The sequence below is a fragment of the Stieleria marina genome (assembly GCA_007741555.1).
Taxonomy (GTDB): domain Bacteria; phylum Planctomycetota; class Planctomycetia; order Pirellulales; family Pirellulaceae; genus K23-9.
In genome coordinates, this window is the sequence record CP036526.1 from 3,042,013 (window position 1) to 3,068,584 (window position 26,572).

At 54.2% G+C, this 26,572-nt stretch carries 18 protein-coding genes; 10 read left to right on the forward strand and 8 right to left on the reverse strand.

The features are described 5' to 3' along the window. The 7 genes from K239x_RS10620 (at position 1) to K239x_RS10650 (ending at position 10,700) form a co-directional block, all read left to right on the forward strand. Positions 1-486 (forward strand): DinB family protein, encoded by a 486-nt coding sequence (locus K239x_RS10620; RefSeq protein WP_145417777.1) that lies wholly within the window; start codon positions 1-3, stop codon positions 484-486. A 103-nt stretch (positions 487-589) separates the two neighbouring features. Further along, a complete protein-coding gene (locus K239x_RS10625) occupies positions 590-2,866 on the forward strand; it encodes a sulfatase-like hydrolase/transferase (RefSeq protein ID WP_145417778.1) in 2,277 nt (758 codons plus the stop codon). A gap of 198 nt (positions 2,867-3,064) precedes the next feature. Beyond that, complete coding sequence (locus K239x_RS10630) at positions 3,065-6,232, forward strand: DUF1553 domain-containing protein (RefSeq protein ID WP_145417779.1); 3,168 nt, start codon at positions 3,065-3,067, stop codon at positions 6,230-6,232. A 4-nt stretch (positions 6,233-6,236) separates the two neighbouring features. After that, positions 6,237-7,697, forward strand: a complete 1,461-nt coding sequence (locus tag K239x_RS10635) for a DUF1501 domain-containing protein (RefSeq protein WP_145417780.1) — start codon at positions 6,237-6,239, stop codon at positions 7,695-7,697. A gap of 278 nt (positions 7,698-7,975) precedes the next feature. After that, positions 7,976-8,509 carry a molybdopterin adenylyltransferase gene (gene mog / locus K239x_RS10640; RefSeq protein WP_145417781.1) on the forward strand — a complete coding sequence of 178 codons (534 nt, stop codon included), beginning with the start codon at positions 7,976-7,978 and terminating at the stop codon, positions 8,507-8,509. 70 nt (positions 8,510-8,579) lie between these two features. Beyond that, positions 8,580-9,926, forward strand: coding sequence for a Gfo/Idh/MocA family protein (locus K239x_RS10645; protein WP_145417782.1), 1,347 nt, complete (start codon positions 8,580-8,582; stop codon positions 9,924-9,926). 147 nt (positions 9,927-10,073) lie between these two features. After that, the gene (locus tag K239x_RS10650; RefSeq protein WP_419189913.1) at positions 10,074-10,700 is read left to right on the forward strand and encodes a peptidylprolyl isomerase; all 627 of its coding nucleotides are present in this window, start codon (positions 10,074-10,076) and stop codon (positions 10,698-10,700) included. 123 nt (positions 10,701-10,823) lie between these two features. Here K239x_RS10650 and K239x_RS10655 read toward each other — a convergent pair whose 3' ends face one another. The 5 genes from K239x_RS10655 to K239x_RS10675 all read right to left on the reverse strand — a co-directional run bounded on the left by K239x_RS10655 (position 10,824) and on the right by K239x_RS10675 (position 16,768). Further along, on the reverse strand, positions 10,824-13,034 hold the full coding sequence (locus K239x_RS10655) for a TolC family protein (protein WP_145417783.1): 2,211 nt from the start codon (positions 13,032-13,034) through the stop codon (positions 10,824-10,826). Positions 13,035-13,419: 385 nt separating this feature from the next. Then, positions 13,420-13,845 (reverse strand): hypothetical protein, encoded by a 426-nt coding sequence (locus K239x_RS10660; protein ID WP_145417784.1) that lies wholly within the window; start codon positions 13,843-13,845, stop codon positions 13,420-13,422. A gap of 178 nt (positions 13,846-14,023) precedes the next feature. Beyond that, a complete protein-coding gene (locus K239x_RS10665; RefSeq protein WP_419189914.1) occupies positions 14,024-14,914 on the reverse strand; it encodes a phosphatase PAP2 family protein in 891 nt (296 codons plus the stop codon). Positions 14,915-15,063: 149 nt separating this feature from the next. Continuing rightward, on the reverse strand, positions 15,064-16,014 hold the full coding sequence (locus K239x_RS10670) for a ribose-phosphate diphosphokinase (RefSeq protein ID WP_145417785.1): 951 nt from the start codon (positions 16,012-16,014) through the stop codon (positions 15,064-15,066). After that, on the reverse strand, positions 16,007-16,768 hold the full coding sequence (locus K239x_RS10675) for a sugar phosphate nucleotidyltransferase (RefSeq protein WP_145417786.1): 762 nt from the start codon (positions 16,766-16,768) through the stop codon (positions 16,007-16,009). Before K239x_RS10675 ends, K239x_RS10670 begins: the two co-directional genes overlap by 8 nt. Before the next feature lie 261 nt (positions 16,769-17,029). Here K239x_RS10675 and K239x_RS10680 point away from each other — a divergent pair, with 261 nt between their 5' ends. Both K239x_RS10680 and K239x_RS10685 read left to right on the forward strand, forming a co-directional pair. Further along, the gene (locus K239x_RS10680) at positions 17,030-18,034 is read left to right on the forward strand and encodes a lysophospholipid acyltransferase family protein (protein ID WP_419189915.1); all 1,005 of its coding nucleotides are present in this window, start codon (positions 17,030-17,032) and stop codon (positions 18,032-18,034) included. Between the two features lie 180 nt (positions 18,035-18,214). Continuing rightward, positions 18,215-18,676: a hypothetical protein gene (locus tag K239x_RS10685; RefSeq protein ID WP_145417787.1), complete on the forward strand. Its 462-nt coding sequence runs from the start codon at positions 18,215-18,217 to the stop codon at positions 18,674-18,676. A 20-nt stretch (positions 18,677-18,696) separates the two neighbouring features. Here the strand turns inward: K239x_RS10685 and K239x_RS10690 are convergent, their stop codons facing one another. Further along, positions 18,697-19,698: an exonuclease/endonuclease/phosphatase family protein gene (locus K239x_RS10690; protein WP_145417788.1), complete on the reverse strand. Its 1,002-nt coding sequence runs from the start codon at positions 19,696-19,698 to the stop codon at positions 18,697-18,699. 430 nt (positions 19,699-20,128) lie between these two features. Here K239x_RS10690 and metF point away from each other — a divergent pair, with 430 nt between their 5' ends. Then, positions 20,129-21,007, forward strand: coding sequence for a methylenetetrahydrofolate reductase [NAD(P)H] (gene metF / locus K239x_RS10695; protein WP_145417789.1), 879 nt, complete (start codon positions 20,129-20,131; stop codon positions 21,005-21,007). 340 nt (positions 21,008-21,347) lie between these two features. Here the strand turns inward: metF and K239x_RS10700 are convergent, their stop codons facing one another. Further along, on the reverse strand, positions 21,348-24,215 hold the full coding sequence (locus K239x_RS10700) for a hybrid sensor histidine kinase/response regulator (RefSeq protein WP_145417790.1): 2,868 nt from the start codon (positions 24,213-24,215) through the stop codon (positions 21,348-21,350). A 175-nt stretch (positions 24,216-24,390) separates the two neighbouring features. After that, entirely contained in the window at positions 24,391-25,950 is a 1,560-nt protein-coding gene (locus K239x_RS10705) for a hypothetical protein (protein ID WP_145417791.1), read from the reverse strand. Positions 25,951-26,572 lie beyond the last annotated feature (622 nt).

Here is a 26,572-nt window from a genome sequence, read left to right on the forward strand (position 1 = left end):
ATGAGCATGATGGATTTCTTTTTGCCCGAATTCGATCACGAAATGAGAGGCACTCGCGAGATACTGACGCGGGTTCCCGATCGTTTGCTCGATTGGAAAGCACACGAATCGCTTCACACCATTGGCTGGAATGCGTCGCACTTAGCCGACACGCTTTCGTGGGTCGAAGTGACTTTGAAGGAAACGTCGTTTGACATCGCGCCGGTTGACGGTCCCGCCCACGAAACACCGCTGTTGGAATCAACGCAAGCGATTGTCGAGTCGTTTGACAAGAACCTTGCTGAATCACGTCAGTTGTTTCAAGCGGCAACGGATGACGATTTGCAAGTCGCTTGGACGCTGCTGCAAGGTGGCAAGGAACTCTTCACCCAACCGCGTGCAGCGTTGATCAAGTCGCTGTTTATCAACCACATGATTCACCACCGAGCATTTTTGATTTCGTACCTTCGAATGAACGACATCGAATGCCCCGGTTTGTACGGGTGAGAGCCTTGCGGTAGCGATGCTCAGCTTGTCAAAACGCTCGACTTATCAAAGTCCTCTGACGCGAACGTTTTCTTTGATCCTCAAAACACTGTTGCGATTCTAGATGATACAGTCCAACGCGTTGGTGCATCGCCCTGCTTCTTTTTTGCTGATCTTGGTCGCGTTTGCGATCACGGCTTGGGGACCAGCAAAGCTGCGAGCAGCTGATGCGGCGCGGCCAAATATTTTGTACTTTTACGTCGATGACATGGGCTGGGGATCGATTGGTCCCAATGGCCAAGCACGGCGGAAAGCGGCGGGCGAAATTTACGTCAAGACGCCCAGTATCGACAAGTTGGCCAGGGAAGGAATTAATTTCACTCGAGGCTACGGATGTCACGTTTGTTCGCCCGCTCGATCGTCGCAGCAAACGGGGTTTCATCAAGGTCACACGTTTGCTGATCGCAATGATCCCAATAACGCCAAGAAGGCGATTCGGGCCGAAGACATTACCATGGGAGATGCTTTGTCGGCGGCTGGATACGTCACTGGTTACTGGGGTAAATGGGGATACGGTGGATCCAAGGCGATGGCGAGTCCTGTGATCGAAAATGTGCAGACATTGCCTACGTCGCACGGTTACCAGCATGTGCTTGCCGAACTGCATCACGTTCGCGCGCACACCTTTTTTCAGCCGACCCTGTGGCATGCTCCTGCAAAAACAGACTCGGCGGGAGGGCTCGCGCTAGTCGCGAATTCAATGGCGGCTTATCGCGACGGTGATGTCTATCCACAAACGCCCGCTGGGCAAAGCCACGTTGATTATCCGCAAACGGCCTACTGCGATGATTCGTATGCCTTGGCAACGCTGGATTTTGTTCGTCGTCAGGGCATGAACTACAACGAATCGGGACAGCCATTCTTTGGGCTTTTTGCAGCTCAGATTCCGCATGCTCCATTCGACGAAATCGCCCAATTGCCTCAGTGGGATCACGCTTACGCCGATGATCCCCGGTTTGGTTCGTTGGCAAACACGTCCCAGCGATGGGCAGCCATGGTCAGTCGTATCGATGCGCACATCGGCAATATTTTGGCTGCGTTGGATGACCCCAATAATGATGGCGATACATCGGATTCGATCGCCAGCAACACCTTGGTTGTTTTTCAATCAGACAACGGAGGGCCGGGCGGCAGTTACGTGGGTGAACTGGATGCCAACGGAGGGCTTCGCGGTACGAAAGGCAAGATTTATGAAGGCGGAATCCGTGTCCCATTGGTTGTCCGTTGGCCGGATAAGATCACGCCTGATTCGACTTTGTCAGCAGGCTCCAACAGTGATCGTGTGCTGGACGTGACCGATTTGTTGCCGACATTTTGCGAATTGGCTGGAACCGACAGCCCGCTGGGGATCGACGGAGTGTCCATTGCTCCCACGCTGCTGGGCAAAGGGCAGCAGCGAGGCCGCGAGTTTATCATTCACGAAGCCAACGATGGTCAGTCGATTATCCGCGGCGACCGTAAACTGATCATCGGTAGACGGTCCACTGTGGAGCTCTACGATCTGACGAACGACCCAAGCGAGTCGAACAACATCGCTGCGGATAATGAAGCTCTAGTTGATGAGCTGAAGCAGCTTTTGGAGGGCGAACGTGTGTTTGAACCACGCGGATTCGCGAACACTTACCATCGTTGGACCGGAGACGACGGCGAAGACGCGTCGGATGTCGACAACTGGTCGGACTATCGCTACAGCAATGCTGGGGTTACTTACTTGTCCGATGATGGACCGCCGCAAATGTCTTGGGTGGCCCAGATCGACCATTCTGGTAGCGGTCCTCAAAAAGTCCGCGCCAATAGCGATTTGGAATTTCTCGCTCTGCAGATCCAAGGGGACTCGAAAACGCAGTCGCGGCAGACGCTTGCTCTCGGTGCTGGCGTCAACCTGATGGGGCGAAACGAGATTCGACTGGGCGCGCATTCCGTTTTGAGCGTCAACGGAGGAACCGTCTCGTCACTGCGCTGGATCGATGTCGCACCCGACGCGGTGTTGCAAGGTCACGGTTCGATCGACGCGACCATTTACAATCGCGGGGACATGCTTGTCACGGGCGAAATCAGCATCGGCAAGGATTTCTATCAGTCGCCCGCCGGTACGCTTAGCATCCGTTTTGATGGTGTGGACGCAAGGCCTCTGGAAATTGCAGGCGTCGCGAGCCTTGGCGGTGATCTTTCGTTGTTGGCAGCGAAGAGCTTGGCGTTGAAACCGGGGCAGCAAAGGACGTTGTTGACTGCGAATCGCATCGAAGGCAAGTTTGCAAACTCAGGCGGTGTGATCGAAATAAACGGCGAAAAGTATATGCTCCATTACACTCGCGACTCGGTAGTCATTTGTCAGGAATAGGACGCACGGCATTTTGAGTTGGCCAGGGCTTGCGATCGGCCAGTGAGTCCAAGTAAACCGCGTTCGTTTTGTTCGCAATCGGTCATCGCGGTTGAAGAACGCGGGCAAATTGGGTGTGAATTCCGTCGGCGTTGAGGCACGAGTCGCGTTTGATTCCTGTTAGAATGGTGGTCCCGCCTTTCGATCCCACCTGCTGTCATGAGTCTTTCTGTGGACCTCCGTTTTGCTCCCGCGCCGTGGCTGGCTTGTTTGCTGTTCATCACGATTGGATATCCCGCCGGCGCCGAAGAGATTCGATTTGACCGTGATGTCAGACCGATTCTGTCGGACAAGTGTTTCTTTTGCCATGGTCCCGACACAGAGAATCGCCAAGCGGGATATCGCTTGGATTTGGAGTCGGATGCCAAAGCGGATTGCATTGTCCCCGGCGATCCGGAATCGAGCGAGTTGATCGCTCGGATTGTTTCGGACGACGTCGATATGCTGATGCCTCCGCCCCATTCGCACAAACAGTTGTCCAGCCGAGAGATCGAAGTGTTGACCAAATGGGTGCAGCAAGGCGCTGCTTGGTCAAGGCACTGGTCGTTTGTGCCGCCACAGCGGTCCAAAGTTGATAACACGAACACCGGCCCGCAAACGAAATGGGGACGCGGCCGTATTGATGATCTGGTTTTAGCCAAAATGATCGCCGCGGGCGGTCAGGGATCGGCCGAGGCAAATCGCGAGAAATTGTTGCGACGAGTTTCGTTTGATCTGACGGGACTGCCACCGTCGATCCAGCATATCGATGACTTCGTGGGTGACCCATCTCCTGGTGCCTTCGAGCGAGTGGTTGATCGGTTGTTGCAATCCGATCATTTTGGTGAGCGAATGGCGATGATGTGGATGGACGCGGCTCGTTACGGGGACACCAGCGTCTATCACGCCGATGGGCCGCGTGACATGTGGGCTTGGCGGGATGCCGTCGTCGACGCCTACAACGCAAACATGCCGTTCGATCAGTTTTCGAGTTTTCAACTCGCCGGCGATCTGATCGATGATCTTCCGTTGGAGCAGAAAATTCTGGCCGGGTTTAATCGAAACAATGGCACGACGGATGAAGGCGGCGCGATTGCCGAAGAGTATCGCGTCGAATACGCGGTCGATCGCGTGAAGACGACGGCGACGGTTTGGCTAGGATTGACGATGGAGTGTGCCCAGTGCCACGACCACAAGTACGATCCGATTTCGCAGAAGGAGTACTACCAGTTTTACTCATTCTTCAACGTGTCGAGTGATGGAGGGATGCAAACACGAAAGGGAAACGCGGAACCCAAAGTCGACATCGCGGATCCGGCGAAGCAAGCTCAGCTGCCGGCCGCGGAAAAGCAGCTTGCCGAATCCGAGGCGAAGATGAAACAACACCAGTCGGATCATACGGATGAGTTTGCGGCGTGGTTAACAGCAGCGGAATCCAAGGTTGACGATAAGACGGAATCGCCAACAGGTTTGGTTGTCGACTTTCGATTGGATGAGGGGAAATCGCGATCGGTTGTGGATTCGGTCGATGCGAAACGTAAAGGTAAGATCGAAGGCAAGCCGCTTTGGGTCGATGCTCGCGATAGCCAGGGCCTGGAGTTCAACGGGAAAAACTATGTTGACTTGGGTGATCTCGCCGACTTTGAACACTCCGATGCGTTCTCATTCGGCGGTTGGGTAAAGCCCAGCAAAAGTGGCCATGGAGCTTTGCTGGCACGGATGGACGACGGCAATGACTTTCGCGGGTTTGACTTGCTTTGCAGCGCCGATCGGATCGAATTTCACATGATCAACACTTGGCCCAGCAATGCACTGAAGGTAACGGTCAAACCGGGGCTGGCCGCGGATCAGTGGCAGCACCTGTATGCGACATATGACGGATCTGCCAAACCGGAGGGCATCAAGATTTATGTCGACGGCAAACAACGCCAGTGGAAGGTCGAACAAGACAGCCTGACGAAAACGATTCGCACAAAAAAATCCTTGTTGATTGGCAGTCGTCATCCTGGATCGCGACTTCATGGGTTGGTCGATGAGATTTCGATTTATGATCACGCATTGTCGGAGTCGGAAGTCAATCGTTTATCGGGAGCATCCGTCATCAACGAACTGCTCGCGATCGCGCGGGACAAACGGACTCCGGAGCAGAGTGAATCTCTGCGGCAGCACTACTTTGAAACACACGATGATTCGTTCATCGCGATCCGTGCGACCGCTGATTCGCAACGGACAAGAATTGCGAAATTGCGTGAACCTATGACTAGTGTGATGCTGATGGGTGATATGCAAAAACCGCGTGAGACATATGTGCTCAATCGCGGTGCCTACGACACGCCGACGGACAAAAAGGTCAGCGCGGGCACGCTGGCAGTGTTGCCGCCGATGAGCGACGACTTGCCTCGCAATCGACTTGGTTTGGCAAAGTGGCTTTTCCAGGACGATCATCCTTTGACAGCCAGGGTTGCAGTCAATCGATACTGGCAGATGCTGTTTGGCCGGGGTTTGGTTTCGACGGCCGAAGACTTCGGAGCGCAGGGCGATTATCCTTCGCATCCACAGTTGTTGGACGAACTGGCTGTCGACTTCCGCGAAAGCGGTTGGAATATCAAACAGCTAATCAAGCGAATCGTCTTATCGGCGACCTACCGACAATCTGCCAAAGCGCTGCCTGATCAATATCGATCTGATCCACAAAACATCTTGCTTTCGCGCGGTCCGCGATTTCGACTGCCAGGGGAGATGATCCGAGACAACGCGTTGTTTGTCAGCGGATTGCTGGTCGACCAATCGGGCGGCCCAGGCGTCAAGCCTTATCAACCAGCCGGTTTATGGGCGGAAGTCGGTTTGGGCGGCAATCCTAAGTTTGTGCAAGACCACGGCAAGAAACTCTATCGCCGCAGTCTGTATACCTATTGGAAGCGGTCTGCGCCGCCACCGGCCATGCAGATTTTTGACGCTCCGACGCGAGAGAAATGCACGTTGCAGAGGGCGCGAACGAATACTCCTTTGCAGGCATTGGTAACACTCAACGATGTGCAGTTTGTGGAAGCAGCGCGTCATTTTGCTCAACGAGTTTTGCAAAGCGAAGCAAAAGAGGATACGCAGCGAATTGAATACGCTTTTCGATCGGCAACAGCGCGAGTGCCATCACCGGGCGAGGTCAAAGTGCTGTTAAACGTTCTGCACACGGCAAAGAGTCGCTATTCGTCCGACACTGCCGCTGCTGCGAACCTGGTTGGCCTCGGTGAATCACCTCGTGACGAGTCGATTGCAGCAGAAACGCTTGCGGCGTGGACGATCGTCACAAGTTCGATTTTGAATCTAGATGAAACACTGGTGCGAGAATAGTTTGATGAACCCAATCGAAGACTACCAAAGAAGTCTGACGCGGCGGCAGCTCCTGCTGCGGTCACGGGGATGCTTGGGCGCAGCCGCTCTCTCCCTATTGCTAGGCAAAAGTGGTGATGCGGATGCCTCCGTCGGACCTGTCGGTCGCGGGCTGACGGCGCTGCCGCATTTTGCTCCGACAGCCAAACGAGTGATCTACTTGTTTATGGCGGGCGGTCCCAGTCACATTGACATGTTTGACTACAAACCTTCGCTGCCCAAGATCCATGGCACGGAACTGCCCGAATCAATTCGCAATGGGCAGCGTCTGACGGGCATGTCCAGTGGCCAGTCGACCTTTCCTTGCGTGGCGCCGATGTTCAAATTCAATCGCTTCGGTGAGCGTGGGACGTGGGTCAATGGTGAAGTGCTCCCACATACCGCGTCGATCGTCGATGACTTGACCATTGTGCGAACGATGAACACAGAAGCGATCAATCATGATCCCGCGATGACGTTTATCAACACTGGCACGCAGCAGTTGGGCCGACCCAGCATGGGAGCTTGGCTGAGCTATGGATTGGGAAGCCCCAACGAGGATTTGCCGGCTTACGTGACCATGATTTCCGTAGGAGCCAAGCCGGGGCAGGCACTTTTTTCGCGACTTTGGGGGAGCGGATTCCTACCGTCGCAGCACCAGGGAGTTCAGTTTCGCGGCGGCGGCGATCCGGTTTTGTATCTGTCCAATCCGCCAGGCGTCGATGCGAACGTTCGACGCAAAATGCTAGACGGGATCGCGGAACTAAACCAACAACGATTCGACACAGTCGGCGATCCCGAAATTCAAACGCGGATTGCTCAGTACGAAATGGCCTATCGAATGCAAACTTCGGTGCCCGATCTAATGGACACCACTGCCGAATCCAAAGCGACGTACGATCTTTACGGCGAAGATGTCAAGAAGCCGGGCACGTTCGCAGCGAACTGCCTGCTGGCCCGCCGTCTGGCCGAACGTGGCGTGCCGTTTGTGCAACTGTTTCATCGTGGCTGGGATCAGCACGGTAATTTGCCAAGAGATCTTCGTAAGAATTGCAAAAGCGTGGATCAACCCGCCGCTGCGTTGGTCAAGGACCTGAAACAACGCGGGATGTTGGACGACACGGTGGTGATCTTTGGCGGTGAGTTTGGCCGAACGATCTACAGCCAGGGCAAATTGACGGCAGACAATCACGGCCGTGATCACCACGGACGTTGCTTTAGCACGTGGGTTGCCGGTGGTGGATTCAAGGCCGGATATGATCACGGAGAGACCGACGATTACGCCTACAACATCGTTCGCGACGGAGTGCACATCAACGACTTCAACGCCACGGTCTTGCACACGCTAGGCATCGACCACGAACGATTTACAGTCAAGCACCAAGGATTGGATTCAAAGCTGACGGGGGTCGAATCGGCGCGCGTCGTCAATGAGATTTTGGCGTAAGGTGACTCTCGCTGTACATCGCGCACGTCGGTCGCATCGCAATGCAGAATCGATGCGTTGCACGTTTTTTATATCGAAACGGCGCGAAGTCTTGGGGGTTGGCCAAGTTTGGCATGCGTGGTGTCATCACGCGGGTGTTGATTCGGGTAACGTGTGGTGGGCCCGATGCGGGGCTTGCGGGAATCAGAAAAATGGTCACCTTTACCGAATCTGAATGGACGCCTACTGACGCATTCATGCTGAAACGGGCCAAGTGAATTCGACTCTGCAGCGGAACAATGAATAGCGCAAAAATCGGTATCGTGACAGTGTCGGACCGCGCCAGTCGCGGCGAATACCAGGACTTGGGTGGCCCTGCGATCAACGATTACTTACAGGTAGTTTTAACCAGCGAATGGCAGGCAGTGCCGCGGGTGATCCCCGATGAGCAGGCTGTAATCGAACAAACGCTGAGTGACCTTTGCGATCAGCAAGACTGTTGCTTAGTCATTACAACGGGTGGCACTGGGCCGTCACGACGCGACGTGACGCCAGAGGCGACCGAGTCGGTGTGCGATCGAATGATGCCTGGATTTGGCGAACTGATGCGGCAAGTTTCGTTGACCAAAGTTCCAACGGCGATCTTGTCACGCCAAACGGCGGGCCTGCGTGGCGATTCGCTGATCGTGAATTTGCCGGGAAAACCCAAAGCGATCGCGGAATGCTTAGACGCAGTGTTCCCCGCGATTCCTTACTGCATCGACCTGATGAATGGACCGCGACTGGAAACGGACGAAAAACAGTTGGTTGCGTTTCGCCCCAAGGGGAAATGAACGTGATGGCTTTGTAAATCGCGTATAATTGTCGACTCGTTCGTAACAATAATCGACAAGGTTCAACACGATGAGTCAATCACTTTCACGTCGACAATTTCTAGCCGCTACTTCGGCTGCCTGTGCGGTCACCGCCGTATCGCCTGGCTCCACGAAAGCTGCTGCCGCCACGGACCGCATGAAGGTGGGGTTTATCGGCGTTGGTGGACGAGGAGGATCAAACCTTCGCGCGATTGAGGCTACCGGCAAGGTCGATGTCGTTGCAGCCTGTGACGTCGACAATCGCTATGTCGATCAAGTTGCAATGCGTCATCCTGGCGTCGCGAAATTTAGTGATTTCCGCAAAATGTACGACGCCATCGGCAAAGATTTGGATGCGGTCGTTGTCAGTACGACCGAGCACACGCATGCTTACGCGACGATGCCGGCGCTGCAATTAGGCAAACATGTCTACTGCGAAAAACCGCTTGCGTACAATGTTTACGAAACCCGCCGCATTACTGAAGCCGCTGCCGACGGCGGCGTGGTGACGCAAATGGGGACTCAGATTCATGCCGGCAAAAATTTCCGCCGTGTCGTTGAGTTGATTCAGTCAGGAGCAATCGGACCGGTCATGGAGGCGCACGTGTGGGTGGGCCGCGCGTGGGGATTGCAAAGTGAAGCGGACGCCAAAGCGAACAAGGATCGGATCTTTGTTGACAAACGTCCCACCGAAGCGATGGCACCGCCACCGAATATTGACTGGGATGTTTGGCTGGGGCCGGCGCCAGAGCGACCGTTCCACGAAGTCTATTTTCCTGGCCCGAACTGGTACCGTTGGTGGGACTTTGGAAACGGCACGATGTCGGACTTAGGCAGTCATTGGAATGATTTGCCGTTTTGGGCGCTGCAGTTAGATGCTCCTCAGACGGTCGAAGCGTTTGGCCCGCCGCCGCACGCCGAGATCGCACCCGCATCAATGTCGGCGGTGTACCAATATGGGCCGCGAGGAAATCAGCCGGCGTTGCAGATGACTTGGTATCAAGGTTCCCACAAACCGGAGATTTGGAAGTCGGGCGGGATTCCTCAATGGGGCAGTGGTGTGCTGTTCATGGGAACCAAAGGAATGCTGTTGTCGGATTACAACAAGCATGTTTTGCTACCCGAGGATAAGTTCGCCGACTTTGAGCCACCCGAACAATTCATCGCGGATTCCCCTGGTCATCACGCCGAATGGGTCAATGCTTGCGGCGGCGAAGGCACGACTGGCAGTCCCTTTAGCTATGCGGGGCCGCTGACCGAGGCGAACCACTTGGGAAATGTTGCGTATCGAGTTGGCAAAAAGATCACCTGGGACGCCAAGAATATGAAATGTGTTGGGTGTCCCGAGGCGGATCCATTCATTCGACGTGAGCCACGGGCGGGGTGGTCGCTGTAGCGAAGAAAAACTTGTTGGTTGACCTGCGATGAGATGAGCTACCACGCTTGCCTGGATATTGGCTCGGGCGTAACATTTTGATCGCCGGCTCTTTTTGCGGGCCGAGACCCACTTTTACTGAAAACGATAACGAAAACGGAATTGCAAATGCGACTTACGCAAACTTTGACCATGCTTACGATCGCCGGCCTTTTTGCTGCTTCAAGCAACTTGGCATCCGCTCAGACGTCCGCCGACGCCAAAGTGACTCACAAGGTTTTCTTTGACATTGAGATCAACAAGGAACCGGCCGGACGAATCGTCTTTGGATTGTTCGGTGAAGATGTCCCTAAGACGGCCGAAAATTTTCGAACACTTTGCGAAGGCGTTAAGGGCAAGGGATTGTTCAAGAAAGAGATGGGCTACGAAGGCAGCATTTTTCATCGCGTGATTCCTGGTTTCATGCTGCAGGGCGGCGACTTTACCAACGGCAATGGCACTGGCGGAATCAGTATCTACGGCGAGAAGTTTCCCGACGAGAACTTTAAGTTTCGACATGATACGCTTGGATTGCTGAGCATGGCGAATTCCGGTCCCAATACGAACGGATCGCAGTTCTTTATCACCACGTCCAAGCCCAGTCACCTGAACGGCAAGCATGTTGTGTTTGGACGAGTGATTGATGGAATGGAATTGGTCAAACGCATCGAATCTCTTGGGTCCAACAGTGGCGCGACCCGTCTTCCTATTCGAATCGCTAAGTGCGGCGAATTGAAAGAAGCTGCGAAGAAGTAGGATCGCGAAGACATGATGAACAACAGCAGGCCACCGCATTTGATGCGGTGGCCTGTTTTTTTGGATTGCACAATTTCGTTTGATGTCTGGTCGCTTTATTTGAGAGCCAAACGATGGCCTGTGTTATCGATTCTTGCGTTCGATAGCGACATCAGGTTTTGCAATATGCACCGGTGCAAAACCGGTTTGATGTTGTGTGGGCGACGCGTTCGCCGATTCACTGTTGACGCCAAATTGTCGTGCAATCGATTGCGTCGCCGGACTCGGAGCGTAAACGCTGGCGTCCTGCTGCGGATGGCTACCGTGTGGCAAGGGCGTGACCGGTAGATTGGGCGTTTCGTCGGACGTGATGATTTGTGGGCCGGTGTCCATCTGTAAGAGTGTTCCATTGGCGTGACGCAGATTGATCAGCGACAGGCTGTAGGTCAATTGAGCTTGCGCCAGCTCTTGTTCGGCCAATGCGACGCGTTCCTGAGCTTGCAGGAGTGCTTCCAGGGTCAAGGCTCCGTTGTTGTCACGTCCGCCCAGGGAACGCCAGCGAATTTCCAGCGTCTCCGCTTCGGCTTCGGCGGCACGCCGAGCGCGATTTTTGGCGGACAGTTCTTGATAAGACGTGTTTACTTCGCGAACGGCAACTTCTACTTCCGCACGAATCAGCTCCAAAGTTGCGCGGTAGCGTTCGCCAAGCTGAACGCGTTCCAATTGCCGACGACGTAGATTGGCGGATGCCGCACGACGTCCGATTGGCAGCTCCCATTCCAGTCCAGCGCTGTAGCTGGGAGCGCCATCGCGGAACTGGTCCAGCCAGGCATCCCCGACTTGCGAATCGCCACGTAGCCCCGCCAGGTACGTGTTGGTGACTAGATTCAAGACGGGCATCATTTCATGCTGTGCCATGTTTTGACGGACACAGGCGGCGCGAATCTCTTTCATTGCTCCGCGAATCTCGGGGCGATTTCGCATAGCGATCGAAAATTCGTCGTAAAGCACCGGTGAGACATAGTGCAGTGCTGGATGGTCCAACGGCAGAATTTCGGTCGTGTCCGTCAGGTAGGGCGCGTTGATGAGAGCACGCAATCGCGTTTCGGCATTGCTGACCGCAGCCTTGGCACGAATCAAGTCGCTCCTACGAGATTCCAATGCAGCGGTCGCTTGGATGAGTTGCGTCCGTTGGGCGTCGACGGCCTGGCGTTCGGTCAGGTGGTCCACGTTGACTTTGGTCTTCAAGTACAGGCTGATTTTCTGAGCGAGTTTGGCTCGTTCAAGGTAGAGCGACCAGTAGCCGCGTGCTACTTCCAACAAGTGCTGTTGCAACTGTCGTTGGTACTCATCTTGCGCACGACGGACATCGATTTTGGCCAGCAGTACCAAGCTGGTATTGTAGGTTTCGCCTCGTCCTCGCATGAGCGGTTGGGTGTAGCCAAGTACCAGCCGCGCCGTCCCTTGGTCGCTGGGCTGAAAGAACTGAGAATTGGTATCTTGATGGCCGAGCCGTTGATACGTTTCGAACGTTCCACCACCCAGCAGTTTTCGGCGCACGCCAGTGTTGAAGATCAGATTGTGGTCATTGAATCGATCGCCTCGGTTCCCAACGGTCAGCGAACTACCAACGGGTTCGTTGATATCGTTCCAAGTTGCATCCAGGAAATGTGTCCAGTCAAAAGCTGATGCAGCTTGAGTGACGGCGGTCTCCCGAATCTGTGGCGTCTTTTGGTAGACTTGGACTTGCGCTGAATTTTCTAGCGTCATGCGTATCAAATCGTTCACGCTAGCGGGGACCGCCTGCAGGGAAGGATCCATTTGGCGTTCGGCATGTTCACGCCACCAAGGGGCGTCTAGCTCCCGGATTTCGTCAGCATCCAGTGTTCCGGTCTTGGTGATATCGCCTAAAACCTGCGACACATCGAACTGCTGCGACGCGTTGGGATCCGGCGACGAATTGGCAATCGCCTGATCGGGAATCTGTGTTGGTTGGGAACCAGGTGCCGAAGCGACTGGCGGCTGCGGCGCGGGCGTCGGATTCGCGATCATCGACTGAAGTGAGATGCCTTGCTGGGAAGGCATGTCGCTTTCGATCATGCCACTTCGTGCAGCTCGACGGTCCGCCAGAAACACACCGCCCGATGTTTGCGGATTTGCGGCGCGAGCTATTCGCGAATCCTGCGCGGATAGTTGGGCTGGCTGTGCGACGTTGGTTTGTGGTCCTCCGTTGGCTTGCGGGGGCAGCACAATGTTGCCCTGAGCGGACAATAGGCTGGGGGGCGTCAAACAGACGGCAGTTGCAACTGTCGTACTGACGATGGCTTGGCGGAGCGCCTTCCTGGCATTCATCATTGAGTTATCGATTCTTGCGAATGAAAGTGGGGCGGTACGGGAACTGAATCGATCCGGCCATCCGTGGCTTTTGCGAAAACAGGACGAAAAGGGATATTCCGTACACGTCTATTTCATCGACAGAACCCTCATTCGCGTTTCAACAACCGTTTGGGCACTGGAGAATCGGACCGTTCGCCATCACCTGAAAAGAGTGATTCAGTCCGCGCACCGTTACGGCTTAACAGATTGGAGTCGCCTAACCGGATCGGTCCGCAGAGATTAAACCTGATCGGGCGCTTTGCCGCGATTGTCAGGCTAGCATTAGCCCGTCTAAGCTAGTTCAAGAGAGTGCTGGCAACGGCAGACGGTGTCGCGTCGGCCAGCAGAAATTTGCCCGGAAACGTTAGAGTTGCCCGGAATGTCTTAGAAATTCGTCGTCCATCACGTCTTCCCAATTGGCCGCATCCCAATTGACCAAGAACTTGCAGCCAATGATCCAAAATGGACCGCGGCGATGTTGGTGAGCCAATTCGACAATGACGCTGGCGTGATCGCAGGCCGTGAAGTCCAACGAAAGCCACTGAGTATTGACGGCTTCTGTGGCAAAGAAACCAACGCCCGCAACGCTGACATCGCGACTAAGCGCTTCGAAGGGGGCGTCGATCGGTTCGAAGTGTTCGTTTAATGGTTGCACCGCGATGGGTTGCAGAACTTGTTGGCGAACCGAGATTCGTTGCTCTCTGACCTGCGGAGCTTCGACGTGGTTCATGATCTTGTCGATGGCCTGAAGGGTGTTTTCAGGCTTAGGTAACAAGTCGATTGGGTTCATCGGTGCAGCCCCACTGATTGGTTCCCGCTTGCAAAGCCGACTTCTGTCACATCCAAAGCCAAACGCTGCAACCGGTAAGAGTTTTCTAAAACATACCCCGGTCATAGATGTCACGGACGAACACCGGGGAAAACCCTCGCGACGTTCACGGCACTTCAGAATCTAGCCGCGATCGACGCTAGGCAGCTGAGCGCTCTGCGGGCGGATCAGTAACGTGATCGATGCTGGTTGTCGCGGTTTCCATTTGCGATTCCGCGGCGACCGGCTTTTGCGCGATACTGATGCTGACGACTGGAGTGGACGACACCTGAAGCACGGGGGCCTGTGAATTCTTTTCGGGTTCGATCTTGTCGAACAAACTCCCCAGTAGACTTGGATGCAAACACGTGTAGGCCCACAAGAGTCCAAACGCAGCCCCGCCAAACAGGTCGCTCAGAAAGTGCGATCCGGTGAAGAGACGTTGGAACATGGCACCGAAACAGACCACGGCAAAAAGCCAGCGTCCACGTGGAAACAACACCCACAGACCAACCGAAAAAGCGATGGCGGTTGCCATGTTTCCGCTAGGGAAAGCACGCGTGCTGGCGTCAAACGCTGCGACTTGTTCTAGGTTCCAGTCAAACGCCCACAGCCAAGCGGAATCGTAGGAAGCGATTTCGAGATTCAATCCGTTGGGACGTGGGCGAAGCACGAACATTTTTGCCAGGGTCGCGACAGCTCCACCACCCATCGCCATCGCGCCAAGGCGTGGCACGTACCAGCGGTGTTGGGGGGCCATCAAAGCAATGGCCAGTAGCACTAAGAAGATTCCCCAGCCATGCGAGAACAGCTGCATCAGATCTAGGGCGTCACCAAATTTGCTGGACATCGGTTCGCTTTCGAACCAACGGGCAATCGGGACATCGACCAAGGTCACCATGGGCACGCTAAGCATAGCGATGCCGGCGAGCCAAAGCAGCGTGCCGGTGCGATACAACGTTCCCGCGTTAGTCGGTTTAACACCAAACATGGAGAACGTCGGACGCGATCGTTTGTTGTATTCGATGCTCATAAAGCAGCAAAAAGTCACGTTCGGATTATCAATGCGATGCCGCAATCGCCCGTCGTCTCCATCGAGACCTGCTGGACAGCACTGCGGGGCCTAAGGGCAAACACTACTGCATCACGCCAGATGATTGATAGGCCAGCACGGCAGAAAATCGGTCGTGAAACTAACGTCTAACGTTCGCGAAAGAGCTCGCTGATCGATTGATCGTGGTGAATCCGCTTGATCGCTTCGGCTAGCAAAGGAGCCACAGAAAGCTGCACCAAATTGGGCAGCTGTTTTTCCGCTGTCACCGGAATCGTGTCCGTCACGATGATCGAATCGATCGGGGCGTCTCGCAGTCGTTCGATCGCGGGGCCGCATAACACACCGTGCGTACAAGCGATGTGGATTTCGGACGCACCTGCTTCGTGGACCAATCTGGCCGCACCACAAATGGAACCAGCCGTGCTAATCATGTCGTCAAACATCAGCGCGATCTTGCCTTTGAGAGGTCCGCCGATAATAGTGCTCTGTTTAACTTCGGTGGCACTAGTGCGTCGTTTGTCGACGATTGCCAGGTTTCCGCCCAAACGTTTGCCGTGTCCGACAGCCCGCTTGATGCTTCCTTCGTCTGGGCTGACCACACAAACGTGATCACCGGTCAGTCCGCGTTCGATGAAGTGCTCATTAAGCACGGGCGCGGCGTATAAGTGGTCGACCGGTACGTCAAAGAACCCTTGAATCTGTGCGGCATGCAAATCCATTGTCAGCACGCGATCCGCACCGGCACGAGCAATCATGTTGGCGATAAGCTTGGCCGTAATCGGCACGCGACCTTCGTCTTTGCGGTCTTGGCGTGCATAGCCAAAGTACGGCACGACCGCGGTAATGCGTTCGGCGCTGGCTCGCATGCAGCAGTCGATCATGATCAACAATTCCAGCAAATTGTCGTTGACCGACGGGCTGGTGGGCTGCACGAGAAAAACGTCGCGTCCGCGTACGTCTTCTTCTAGCTTGCAGAAGTTTTCACCGTCGGGAAATTTTCCCAGCGAGATCGACGCACGCTCCAAGTGAAGATGCTGACAGATTCTGTCGGTTAAGTCTTCGTTGGCTTGGCCACTGAAGATCTTTAATTCACGCATAACCCATCGCTCGCATGGTTTCGTCGACCATCTTCAGTTCGTCTTTGTTGTTAATTGACAACGATTCGCAGGGTTTCAAAACCGGCAAGGCTTCGACCTTCTCGCCCGCTTCGTTCAACAGGCGGGCACAATCGGTCAGGTAATACTCTGCCTGTGCATTGTCGTTGCTCAATCGATTAAGTGAATCCAGCAAATCGCTAGTTTTGAACAAATACGTGCTCATATTCACTTCGTCGATCGCCAACTGCTCTTCGGTGGCGTCTTTGTGTTCGACGATTCCCGTGAAGTTGCCGTCGGCGTCGCGAACGATGCGTCCCAAACCAGTTGGATCGTCTTTTTTGAGCGTGCCCAGCAACAGCGCGGGCTGTTTTTCGTTGAAGTAAGTCAGCAGCTGTGACAAGCTTTCGTGCTGAATCAATGGTGAATCACCTGCTACGACGATCGTCGGGCCTTGCTGATCTGCCAACGCTTCGCGGCACATCTGGACGGCATGGCCGGTGCCAAGCTGTTCGCTCTGCAGGACAAATTCGATCTCGCCATCTCGCGATGAAAGTTCTTGTTTGACCATGTCCGCTTCGTGGCCGACGACCACAATTTGCCGATGAATGCCTGCTTTTTCCAAAGCATCCAGCACGAAATGAATCATGGCTCGGTCGACGACCGGACAGAGGACTTTGGGCAAATGGCTTTCCATTCGCGTGCCTTTGCCAGCGGCAAGCACGACGGCACAGGGAGAAGTCCGAGGGGCGCTCATTTTGGGGCGTACCGATAATCGTTTAGGGGCGTCAGGGCGGGTAAACCGCGTCAGTCAACGTCCCGATATGTTGCCCTTTGGCACTTGATCTCACAACCGGGCCGATTGTGGGTCATTTCCACCCACCATTTCACCAGTAAATCGCCCGTTTCCAGCCGAAACAGCGTTCTGTCGCCCAAATTCGTCTATTCGGCGGACAGCCGATTTGCCGACAATGCCGCTATCGTAATTCGATCAAACCACCACGAATGGATTCTGCTGGTGAGCGACCTTATCAAGCCTTCGTTCCAGACTCGACTCGCCGCGTTTCGGGCCATCGCCACCGAATTTGCAGGGTACGTGGTGGTGCGTTCGCTGGTTTGCTTCGTTCAAACATTGCCTTACGACATGGGCAATTCGATGAGCCGCTCCATCGCGTGGCTAGCGTCGGGGCCGCTGCGGATTCGACGCAACGTGACGGAAAAGAATCTGCAAGCGATCTTTCCCGATGCTACCGCACAACAGCGTCAACAGTTGAGCCTGGAGATGTGGCATCACTTGATTCTGATGGTTTGCGAAATCGCTTGGGCTCAGCGTCGTTTGCATCTAACGAATTGGAGCGAGCATGTCAGTTTCAAAAACAACCGTTCGATCCTGCAAGCCTGTTTGTCAAAAAGGCCCGCGGTGCTGGTTGCAGGTCATTTCGGTAACTTTGAAATCGGCGGCTACACGATGGGTCTGATGGGCTGTGGTGCCACCACGATCGCCCGCAAATTGGACAATCGATTTTTGCATGCCTGGGTCGAACGCTTCCGCGGTGCCAAAGGTCAAAAAATGGTGGACAAAGAAGGCTGCGCAGCGGACGTCGATCAACACTTGCTGTCCGGCGGGATGTTGACGTTGCTTGCCGATCAACATGCAGGCCCCAAGGGCTGCTGGGTCGAATTCATGGGCGTGCCGGCATCATGCCATAAAGCGTTGGCGTTGTTTTCGCTCGCATCGGGAGCACCCATGTTTGCCGGTTACACACGACGTGTCGGTGGACAACCCATGCAATTTCAATCCAATTGCACCGGAATCGCTGACCCGCAAAACGATCCCGATGGCCACTGCGCATCGGTGACGACGCTAACCAATTGGTACAACCGCCAACTCGAAGGCGCCGTATCCGAAGCGGTCGAACAATACTGGTGGCTCCACCGTCGCTGGCGGGATCCACCGGAGAGAGTCGCCAAGCGATTGGCCAAGCAAGCACAACAAAAACAGTCCTCCAAAATTGCTGCTTAGTCCGGAGGTGTTTGGCCGCATGAATTGAAACGCGGTACAGCTTGTCGACCGTCGCACGCTTTCTGTCGCTGCAATTTTCTTGTAGTGCCTTCCAACGGCTATACTTCGATCCACTGTTCTGGCTTCAGCCCTCTTTCGAGGGCGGGACGTGATGGGTTGAGAGAATCGAGACTGGTCAAAATGGAAGACTCGCAGCAAAGCACATCGGCAAAGAAACGTCCGCGTTTTCGGTTTAGCTTGCGTACGCTGCTGGCGATCTTGCTCATCGTCGCTTTACTATTCGGTGCGTTTCAATTGGGACACGACACCGGTTTTGAAAAGGGCAATCGAATTGGTTTCGCGGAAGGGCTGAATGCGAAGACCTATCCCGTCAGTTACCGCGCGTCCGATTTGCTGATTCGCGTACCTGCAGACGGAACGGGGGCAACTTTCGCTGGTTTTGAAAAGCTATTGGACGAAATGATGACGACGGTTCAGCCATCGTCATGGGAAGGCGCTGGTGGACCTGCCACGTGCGCGCCCTATCCACAAAATCTTTCGCTCGTTGTTTCGCAAACCGATCGCGGACACGAGGAGGTCGCCGCTTTTCTGGAAGCGAAACGCCGTGAGCTTGCAGCGGGATCACCGCTGCCAGCGCCCTAGTGTGAAACGCTGCTTGTTGTTCAGCGGATCATTTGCGTGGCGCCGTTGGCGACGGATTGCACACTTGGTGCTTCGTAAGCACTGAATTCGGCCCAGACTGGCATGTGGTCGCTGATCAGCAGCGCCTGCTTTTCGCTCAAGCCAAATTGCGTTTGGAAATCCACGACGCCGCGTTTGCCGGTGTATTCACGTGTCGTGTAGTTATCCAGCATGATGTGGTCGTAGGTTTTGGTGCGCCGAGTATTGGTCAGTTGATCTCCGGCGACGCTGATCATGTTCGGAATCAATGCTAGCTCTTGTAATCCGTTCGAATCGACATTGAGGTCGCCGACCAGCAAGCAGTCTTCTTCACCCGCGGTATCGTATTCGTACTGTCGAACTCTCATGAACACATCGTCCAAGACATTGATTTCGTTGGCGATGTCGCGAGGTGATACTAAGTCAGGGTCCGTATGGGCGTTGATGATGGTAAACCGAAACGGTCGCCGGCCTTCGGTCGCAGGGACACGTGTTTCGAATGAAGCAACCATTGGCTCGCGGTACATGCGTTTGGAATCGTCATGAACCACGTACGCGCTATTTTGAATCAGACGCATTCGTGTCTGGTCCCAAACATAGGCATAGCATTCGGTGTAGTGCTCGTCGCCGATGGGTTCGCTTAGCGTGGCGGTGTACTGACCACCCGATTCGTTTAGGAGATCAATCAGGCGGCGTATGGGGGTGCCGTCGGATCCACGAACTTCTTGGATGGCGACCAGATCGAATTGGCTGACAATTTTTGCGATCGTTCCCATCACGTCAACGTTGGCGTCGGGAACCATTCGAGTGCTCGATTTTTTCTCGCCAAACTGTTTGATATTGAAAGTAGCAATCCGGATCGAATCGCTGATCTGGTTCGATTTGGGCGTCAAAACCACCGGTTCGACGTGCGTATGCTCGGCCGAACCCGCGAAGTCGTCGAACGCTTTAAACTGAAATTTACCGCTCAGCGCGTACGATACGACCATGAATAGGCCAGCCATCGTGCAGATGGGGCCTGCCCAACGGAGCCCGGGCACGCGTGAAGCGAACGAGTTATTTTTACGTAGCAGTCGCCTGCTGGAGAAAATCCCCACCGCTGGCCTCCTTGCCGCATCGGGGTAAACATCTGCACAAACTGCGTTTTGACTAAGAAAAAGAGCTCGCTTTAGGCAACCCCATTCGCTTCATTGCCACTTTGCAGGCTTGTTTGAAATCCGTAGCATTCGCGGTTTAGAAAGCATTGCGATTGGTTTTTTCGCGATCCTGCCAAGAATATTCCTTTGCGATGCGGCCTACGGATTGAGTTTGTGGGGCACCAAGTACAATTGTTGCTTGATGCGGTACCATTTGCGCATTCGTGAAACTGATTTTTTATTTCCACTTCCTACTGGGCGTTTGCGAAACGGACGCCCTCGATTTTCAGGGAACTCGATGAGTCTTGCTGAACACTACGCCGGAACGAACTGTGCGATCTCGTTTGAGCTATTCCCGCCCAAGACGAGCGAGGGGATCGATAAGCTCTGCAATAACGTCAAACGGCTGATGGATTTCAACCCCAGCTATTTCACTTGCACATATGGCGCTGGCGGTTCGACCCAAGGAACGACGTTAGAAGTTTTAAAATGCGTTCGTGAAATCACCGGCCTGCCGGTTGCCAGCCACCTGACATGTGTTGGGCTGACGGCGGAGCAACTGGCTGATTATTTAACGGAAGCCAAGACGCTGGGGGTCGAACACATCGTGGCGCTGCGTGGTGATCCGCCGAAAGGAACCGACAAATTTGAAGCGGTCAACGGGGGGCTGCATTATGCAAACCAACTGGTCGATTTGATTCGTGAAAAGTTCGCCGATGATTTTGGGATCGCCGTGGCCGGATACCCCGAAGTCCACCAGGAAGCATCGGACGCGCAGACGGATTTGGACAATCTGAAACGTAAAGTCGATTCGGGCGCCGACATCATCATCACCCAGTTATTCTACGACAACGCTGATTTTTATCGGTTCCGTGATGCCTGCGTTAAAGCGGGGATTCAAGTACCGATCGTGCCGGGGCTCTTGCCCGTGACCAATTTCAAGCAAGCACAACGGATCGCATCGATGTGCAAAGCGGGGATTCCGTCAGTCTTGGAATCGGCAATGGGCGAAAGTGACGAAGCCGATTATCAATTCAAAGTCGGAGTGGATCACGCACGGCAACAGACGATCGACTTGGTCGAAAATGATGCGCCGGGCATCCACTACTACGTGCTGAATAAAAGCGATGCAGCCGAAAAACTTCTCGACGGCCTCTCTCTGGGCGTCGACTGCTAATCACTGCGGTCCGTCTTAGTTCACAGCGAGGGATTTATGCAAATCTTATCGCGGTAGAACAGATCTCAATTTGCACGATGCAACTGAGTCAAGCTTTGCAGGGATCTTGAGGGTGGACTTGCCCAGGCTGCATGTGCGGCGGCACTCTCTCGTCATACGCTTTACCGTTGCGGAATTACCAACCAACGATTCCAGCTTGTTGCCCCAGACGCATTTCTTGGCGTTGCATATAGTGACGCTGCCTGATTGGCAAACCGTTGCACTTCGGTATCCGATTCGCAGGGATGTGATGACTAAGTGGCAAGCGGAACAGAGCTGCAACGCCGAGTGGCGAGATTCGTTACAGAGAACGAAGCAGTGCGTTCAGCTTTTCCGTTTCCGACTTGAGTGATTGGATAAGCGATGCGTGGGATTCTTGATCGTCGCAAGTAGCAAGCTCTTCCAATTGCGCAGCGAGCTGGACGACACGCGCCGCATTGAACAGGTCAGCGGACCCTTTCAAAGTATGCGCGGCTCGTTGCAACGATTTAGCGTCCCCGGTGCCAGCACAGCGATCCATCGTGTCAAAAATGTGAACACATTCATCTTGGAAAATTCGAGCAAGTCGAATCATCCCATCGCGTCCGCCCGAAATGTTGAAGCTGGCCGATTCCAAATCTGCGATATCGCTGGCACTAGGAAAAAGCCTCTCTTCGGTTTCGCCTGAGTCGTCTTCATCGCAGTTGACGGCGTCCGCAGAGTCATCGTCGAAATCACTGTTGGACTGAATGTCGGGAGCATGTTTCGCGAGTGTTTCCTGGAGTATTTGCGGGCGGATCGGCTTGGTCAAAAAGTCGTCCATGCCTGCGGCGCGGCATTCTCTGGCGTCTTGCGGAGTCGCGGCAGCAGTGACGGCGATGATGGGAATGTGGCTGTCGGAATCTTGCTCCAATGCGCGAATCGCTCGTGTAGCTTCCAGCCCATCCATCTCCGGCATGTGCATGTCCATCAAAATCAAATCGTAAGTTCCCGTTTGCCATCGTTCGACGGCTTCTTTGCCGTCGCATGCGAGTGAAGGTTTGTGCCCTGCTGCTTTGAGCAATCCCATGGCAACGTGCTGGTTGGCTAATCCGTCTTCGGCTACCAGGACGCGCAGGGGTGGGCAATCGATGCTGTCGTCTTCGCAGGGAGAACCGGTTCGCTCGGATTTGGATTCCATGATTTGCAACAGCGCGTCCATCAGATCTGACTGAACGACGGGTTTATTCATGTAACGGTCGATGCTTAGCTCTTCGCAAAAATGACTGTCGTTTGGGCTCTTTGCTGAAGACAAAATCATCAAGCGTATTTTGTCGTCGCAGCATTGCCGGCGAATGCGTCTGGCCAAATCGAAGCCATCCATCTCCGGCATCATGCAATCGAGAATGGCAAAGCGAAAAGGATTGCCTTGAGCTTTGGCAGTCGCAAGGCACTCCAATGCCGCGGCACCACTGTCAGCCAGGACGGGAGACAGATTCCACGACTGAAGTATTTCGTCGAGTATCCGGCGGTTCGTTGCGTTGTCGTCCACGACCAAGACACGCATTGAACGTAGTTTTTCGAGACGCTTTCGGTTCTCGTTTTCTGCGATCGGTTTGGCCAAGACTGGGATCGTAAACGAAAAAGTTGTGCCTAGATTTTCGACGCTACAAATTTCTAAGCAACCGCCCATCAGTTCGACCAGTTGTCGGGAAATCGCCAACCCCAGTCCCGTGCCGCCGAATTTGCGTGTCGTTGACGCATCGGCTTGGGTGAACGCCTCCATCACAGCGGCTTGCTTGTCCAGCGGGATGCCCATCCCCGTGTCTTGCACCGCGAACCGCAAGTGGACCGGCGAATCAGATGCCTGTTCACATAATGCGTCCGAATGTGTGGAAGTGACATCGATCGTCACTTCGCCCTGTTCGGTAAACTTGATGGCGTTGGCGACCAAATTGATCAGCACTTGTCGAAGTCGTCCGCCGTCACCGAGCCAGCCGTCAGGTAGTTCTGGCGAAACCCGGCAGGCGAGTTCCAGGTTCTTTTCGGCAGCGCGAATCGAAAGTGTGCGTCCGGTTTTTTCGACCAAGTCCCGCAATGAAAAGGGAGCGGACTCAAGTTCTAGCTTTCGGGCCTCGATCTTGGAGAAATCAAGAATGTCATTTAACAGTCCCAGCAGCGATCCGGCGGATTCGCGAATCAGATCGGCATAGTCCAGCTGCTCCTGAGTCAGTTCGGTTTGAGTCAATAGTTCTGACATCCCGATGATTGCGTTCATCGGGGTGCGAATCTCGTGACTCATGTTGGCCAAGAATTCGCTTTTGGCATCGTTCGCCTTGTCTGCGACGTCACGCGCTTTGCGAAGTTCGTCCTGCGACTGGATCAGATCAGTGATGTCACGCGAGATACCGAACGTTCCGATGACGCGTCCCGTGTCATCCAGGAAAGGCATCTTGGTCGAAATGCACCAGGAATCTTGCTGGTCCGGCCAAGTTTCGCGTTCGACGCGGTCGACTAGCGGTTCGCCGGTTTGGATGATGTGCATCTCGTCGCGGCGAGCGCCCTCGGCGTGTTCCTTGGAGAAAATGTCCGCATCGGTTTTGCCGACCACGTCGTCGTCACTGGAAAAACCAAACTTCTCCGCCATGGCTTGGCTGATGCGAATGAAGCGGCTATCAGTGTCTTTGAAGTAAATCGAATCGGGTAAGTTGCGCATCAACGTGCGCAACAAATGTCGCTCAAAATCCAGCTGTTGCCTGGCTTCGATGCGTTCGGTCACATCCCAAAACAGCAACTGCAAACCAGTGACATTGTCGTCTTGATCGCGGATCGGGCTCTTGATCCGTTCGATCCAGCGAACATTTCCTTCCAGATCGACGGTGGGCTCGACGCTGTGAAGCGACTTGCCTGAAACCATCACTGCCCTGTCATCGGTCGTGTATTGCTCAGCAATCTCGCTGGGAAAAAGATCCGCGTCGACTTTGCCCATCAATTCCGACATCGTCGTATTGCGAACACGCAAATACGTTTTGTTTGCAAACACACGCCGACCGTCTGCGTCTTTGATCAGCAAACTAAGCGGCATCGAATTGACAAGCGATTCGAACGTGCGTCGCGATTCGACTCGCGAGAAAAGTTCTTCCGCTGCTTGGTAGGCCGAATCAAACTCGATATCAGTGGATTCGTCCGTCGAGTCGTTTGATTCAGACATCGTGCAAGAGACCTATGACAACTAGCGAAACGCACCAAAGAGAGTGGTTCTTATCATAGACGATTCAGCCAGCAATGATCGCTTTGCGAAAGAGCAAAAAAACAATCGGTATGAAACAGCCCATTGCATCTTTTTTGCCATGCGGTCGATTCAATCGCGTCCGGTCATCTTCGGACTACTTCAACGAGTATTCGCTGTCCGCGTCACTACGCAAGTAGGATTCATGAATCCCGATTGGCCATAGTCGCCCGGACAAACGGTCGTAGCCGACTTCGACGAGATCCGCATTCTTGTCTTCCATGCGAAGGTAGTCGTGCCAATACACAAGCGTGGGTTCTCTTTCGATTCGCTCAACAGGAGACTTTTTGTCCTTCGGGGTAGTCTTGTCTGAACTTCTTAGAGCGTGTGATCGAAGTGTGGCTTGCAGTTCGACGGTCGCACCGTAAACGGTTTCTGTTTCTGACTTACCTGCTGAGACTAATTCTCTGGTGGGGCGACTGGGCCGGTATTCTGTCCTGGTGCCAATGCGTCGATACCTACCGGATTGGTGTTTTTTTCGCCACAGATAAAGCTGGCGCTGGTACTTGTAAAGTTCGTCGCCGCTGAGTTTCAGTTTGACTTTCACGTCGCTGTCGCCATTTTTACCATCGCCATTGTCACCGTCGCTTGGTTCCCGCCACTTAAACGCTCTGCCGGGTTGCAGGCGAATGAGCGTTTGCAGCGATCGCGTTAGGCTCCGCTGTATGTTCTTGGCAGTTGCGTCATAGGGAATTGCATATCCCTCTTCCACTTGCAAATTGGCCGTTGCGGGATCGCCGGCAAGTGCCGAGTCGGTTGACAGAGAACGGCTGAGACTATCAGCCAGACGGTAGCCTTCTGCCATCAAGGCATTTAGTTCGGGAACACGTGCGATCCAGACCTCGCGAACGCGCTTGCGTTGGGCATCGTCAACTAGCTGGCGAAAGTTCGCGACGCAAAACACCAAAGCTTCCAATTCCAAATCGGAAAGCGAATCAACGTTGTCAATGTATTTGTCAATTAGGCTGGTTGCATGGTTAGTGTGATCGACTGATTGTTGCGGCAGCCACAGCATGGATTCGCGAGGTGAACGGTAGACTTCGCCGGCCAAGGCATACAACGCGAATTCAGAACCTTGGGGATCGTTGGTCAAGTCTTCCGCCAACACGCCTAATTGGACAAGTGAACCCAATGCCAAAGCGGCTCGGCAAGGTTGACGTGCGAACAGATCCGCACGTTTCAGCGCGAGATGCTCTAACATTTCCTTGTCAACATGGAGGTAGTGACCGACTGCCGGATCCGTTAATCGCGCGACGATTCCGGATTCTGTGTCGCTCAGGCGCAGAGCTGAAATGCCATAGTGGTGTTTTAGGCATTCGTGCCGAAGTACTTGGTACTGTCCCCAGCCGGTTCTCCCAACCAGTAAGAATCCCAGGCACAGACAAACGGCGGCGAGCAGTACGACGCCGATGGTCCCAAGTGTTTTTCCCGCTTGCGTGTAACGCATCTGCAGGCCTAGCAGCAGTATCGCTACCAACGCCCACACGTAGGGCAACCAGTTTTCATTGGCTAGCACTGAGTAAGGGAGACGGCCGAAAATTTCTTGGCGTTGCAGGACGAAAAAACAGAGGAAGCTGGCCGCTACTGCGACGGGAGCCAGCGAAAAAAGCCAGTTCTTACGAATCGGTTGCTTCGAAGCGGTCTGAGAATTCGACATGCGGCGCGTCCTGCTCTTGTAAGGACGCTGGGTGTAGCGACCACGTCTTGAATAAGGGGCTTATTGCAAATTGAATATAGCTGACCAATTGCTGTGTCCAAACCATCCGTAGACCCGTCGGCTCTACACTGGCAACGCTGCCGCAAAGCAAGCGTCGCCATTGTCATCCATTGCGTCTTACGAACTACACGACTAGCAATGGAACGGCGCCTTGTATTGGTCTCGAATTTTGTTATTCAGGGCGACAATCGGTTCCATCTAGCGACAATCTCAGCTTCGCAGTTGCAAAAACGGACTTGCCTTATCCTGATGGCCTTGCGAGTGTCCAAACGAGATGAATTTCGGTTCGTACAGTTTTGTGTGCGGCCCCAACGTGTGTTTGAAAACGACGTATCCTCCCGTGGCCAAATCTAACGGCTGATTTGAATATGAATACCGAGCCTGTTGCACTTTGGAGCCTATGCTGGCGTTTGCGCGGTGGCCTCTTCTGGCTCCTTTTGATCTGTTTTTTATTTATCGCGGCGACGTTTGTCTTTACGGGAGGCAAAGCCGAACAACTGGCTTCCGATCGAGTAGAAGCGGTTGCCACGATCACTCAAGCCAAGAACTACTGGGGAAGCGG

Coding starts and splice junctions, on each gene's coding strand:
- K239x_RS10620 (WP_145417777.1), top strand. CDS start 1: ATGAGCATGATGGATTTCTTTTTGCCCGAATTCGATCACGAAATGAGA.
- K239x_RS10625 (WP_145417778.1), top strand. CDS start 590: ATGATACAGTCCAACGCGTTGGTGCATCGCCCTGCTTCTTTTTTGCTG.
- K239x_RS10630 (WP_145417779.1), top strand. CDS start 3,065: ATGAGTCTTTCTGTGGACCTCCGTTTTGCTCCCGCGCCGTGGCTGGCT.
- K239x_RS10635 (WP_145417780.1), top strand. CDS start 6,237: ATGAACCCAATCGAAGACTACCAAAGAAGTCTGACGCGGCGGCAGCTC.
- mog (WP_145417781.1), top strand. CDS start 7,976: ATGAATAGCGCAAAAATCGGTATCGTGACAGTGTCGGACCGCGCCAGT.
- K239x_RS10645 (WP_145417782.1), top strand. CDS start 8,580: ATGAGTCAATCACTTTCACGTCGACAATTTCTAGCCGCTACTTCGGCT.
- K239x_RS10650 (WP_419189913.1), top strand. CDS start 10,074: ATGCGACTTACGCAAACTTTGACCATGCTTACGATCGCCGGCCTTTTT.
- K239x_RS10655 (WP_145417783.1), bottom strand. CDS start 13,034: ATGATGAATGCCAGGAAGGCGCTCCGCCAAGCCATCGTCAGTACGACA.
- K239x_RS10660 (WP_145417784.1), bottom strand. CDS start 13,845: ATGAACCCAATCGACTTGTTACCTAAGCCTGAAAACACCCTTCAGGCC.
- K239x_RS10670 (WP_145417785.1), bottom strand. CDS start 16,014: ATGCGTGAATTAAAGATCTTCAGTGGCCAAGCCAACGAAGACTTAACC.
- K239x_RS10675 (WP_145417786.1), bottom strand. CDS start 16,768: ATGAGCGCCCCTCGGACTTCTCCCTGTGCCGTCGTGCTTGCCGCTGGC.
- K239x_RS10685 (WP_145417787.1), top strand. CDS start 18,215: ATGGAAGACTCGCAGCAAAGCACATCGGCAAAGAAACGTCCGCGTTTT.
- K239x_RS10690 (WP_145417788.1), bottom strand. CDS start 19,698: ATGGCTGGCCTATTCATGGTCGTATCGTACGCGCTGAGCGGTAAATTT.
- metF (WP_145417789.1), top strand. CDS start 20,129: ATGAGTCTTGCTGAACACTACGCCGGAACGAACTGTGCGATCTCGTTT.
- K239x_RS10700 (WP_145417790.1), bottom strand. CDS start 24,215: ATGTCTGAATCAAACGACTCGACGGACGAATCCACTGATATCGAGTTT.
- K239x_RS10705 (WP_145417791.1), bottom strand. CDS start 25,950: ATGTCGAATTCTCAGACCGCTTCGAAGCAACCGATTCGTAAGAACTGG.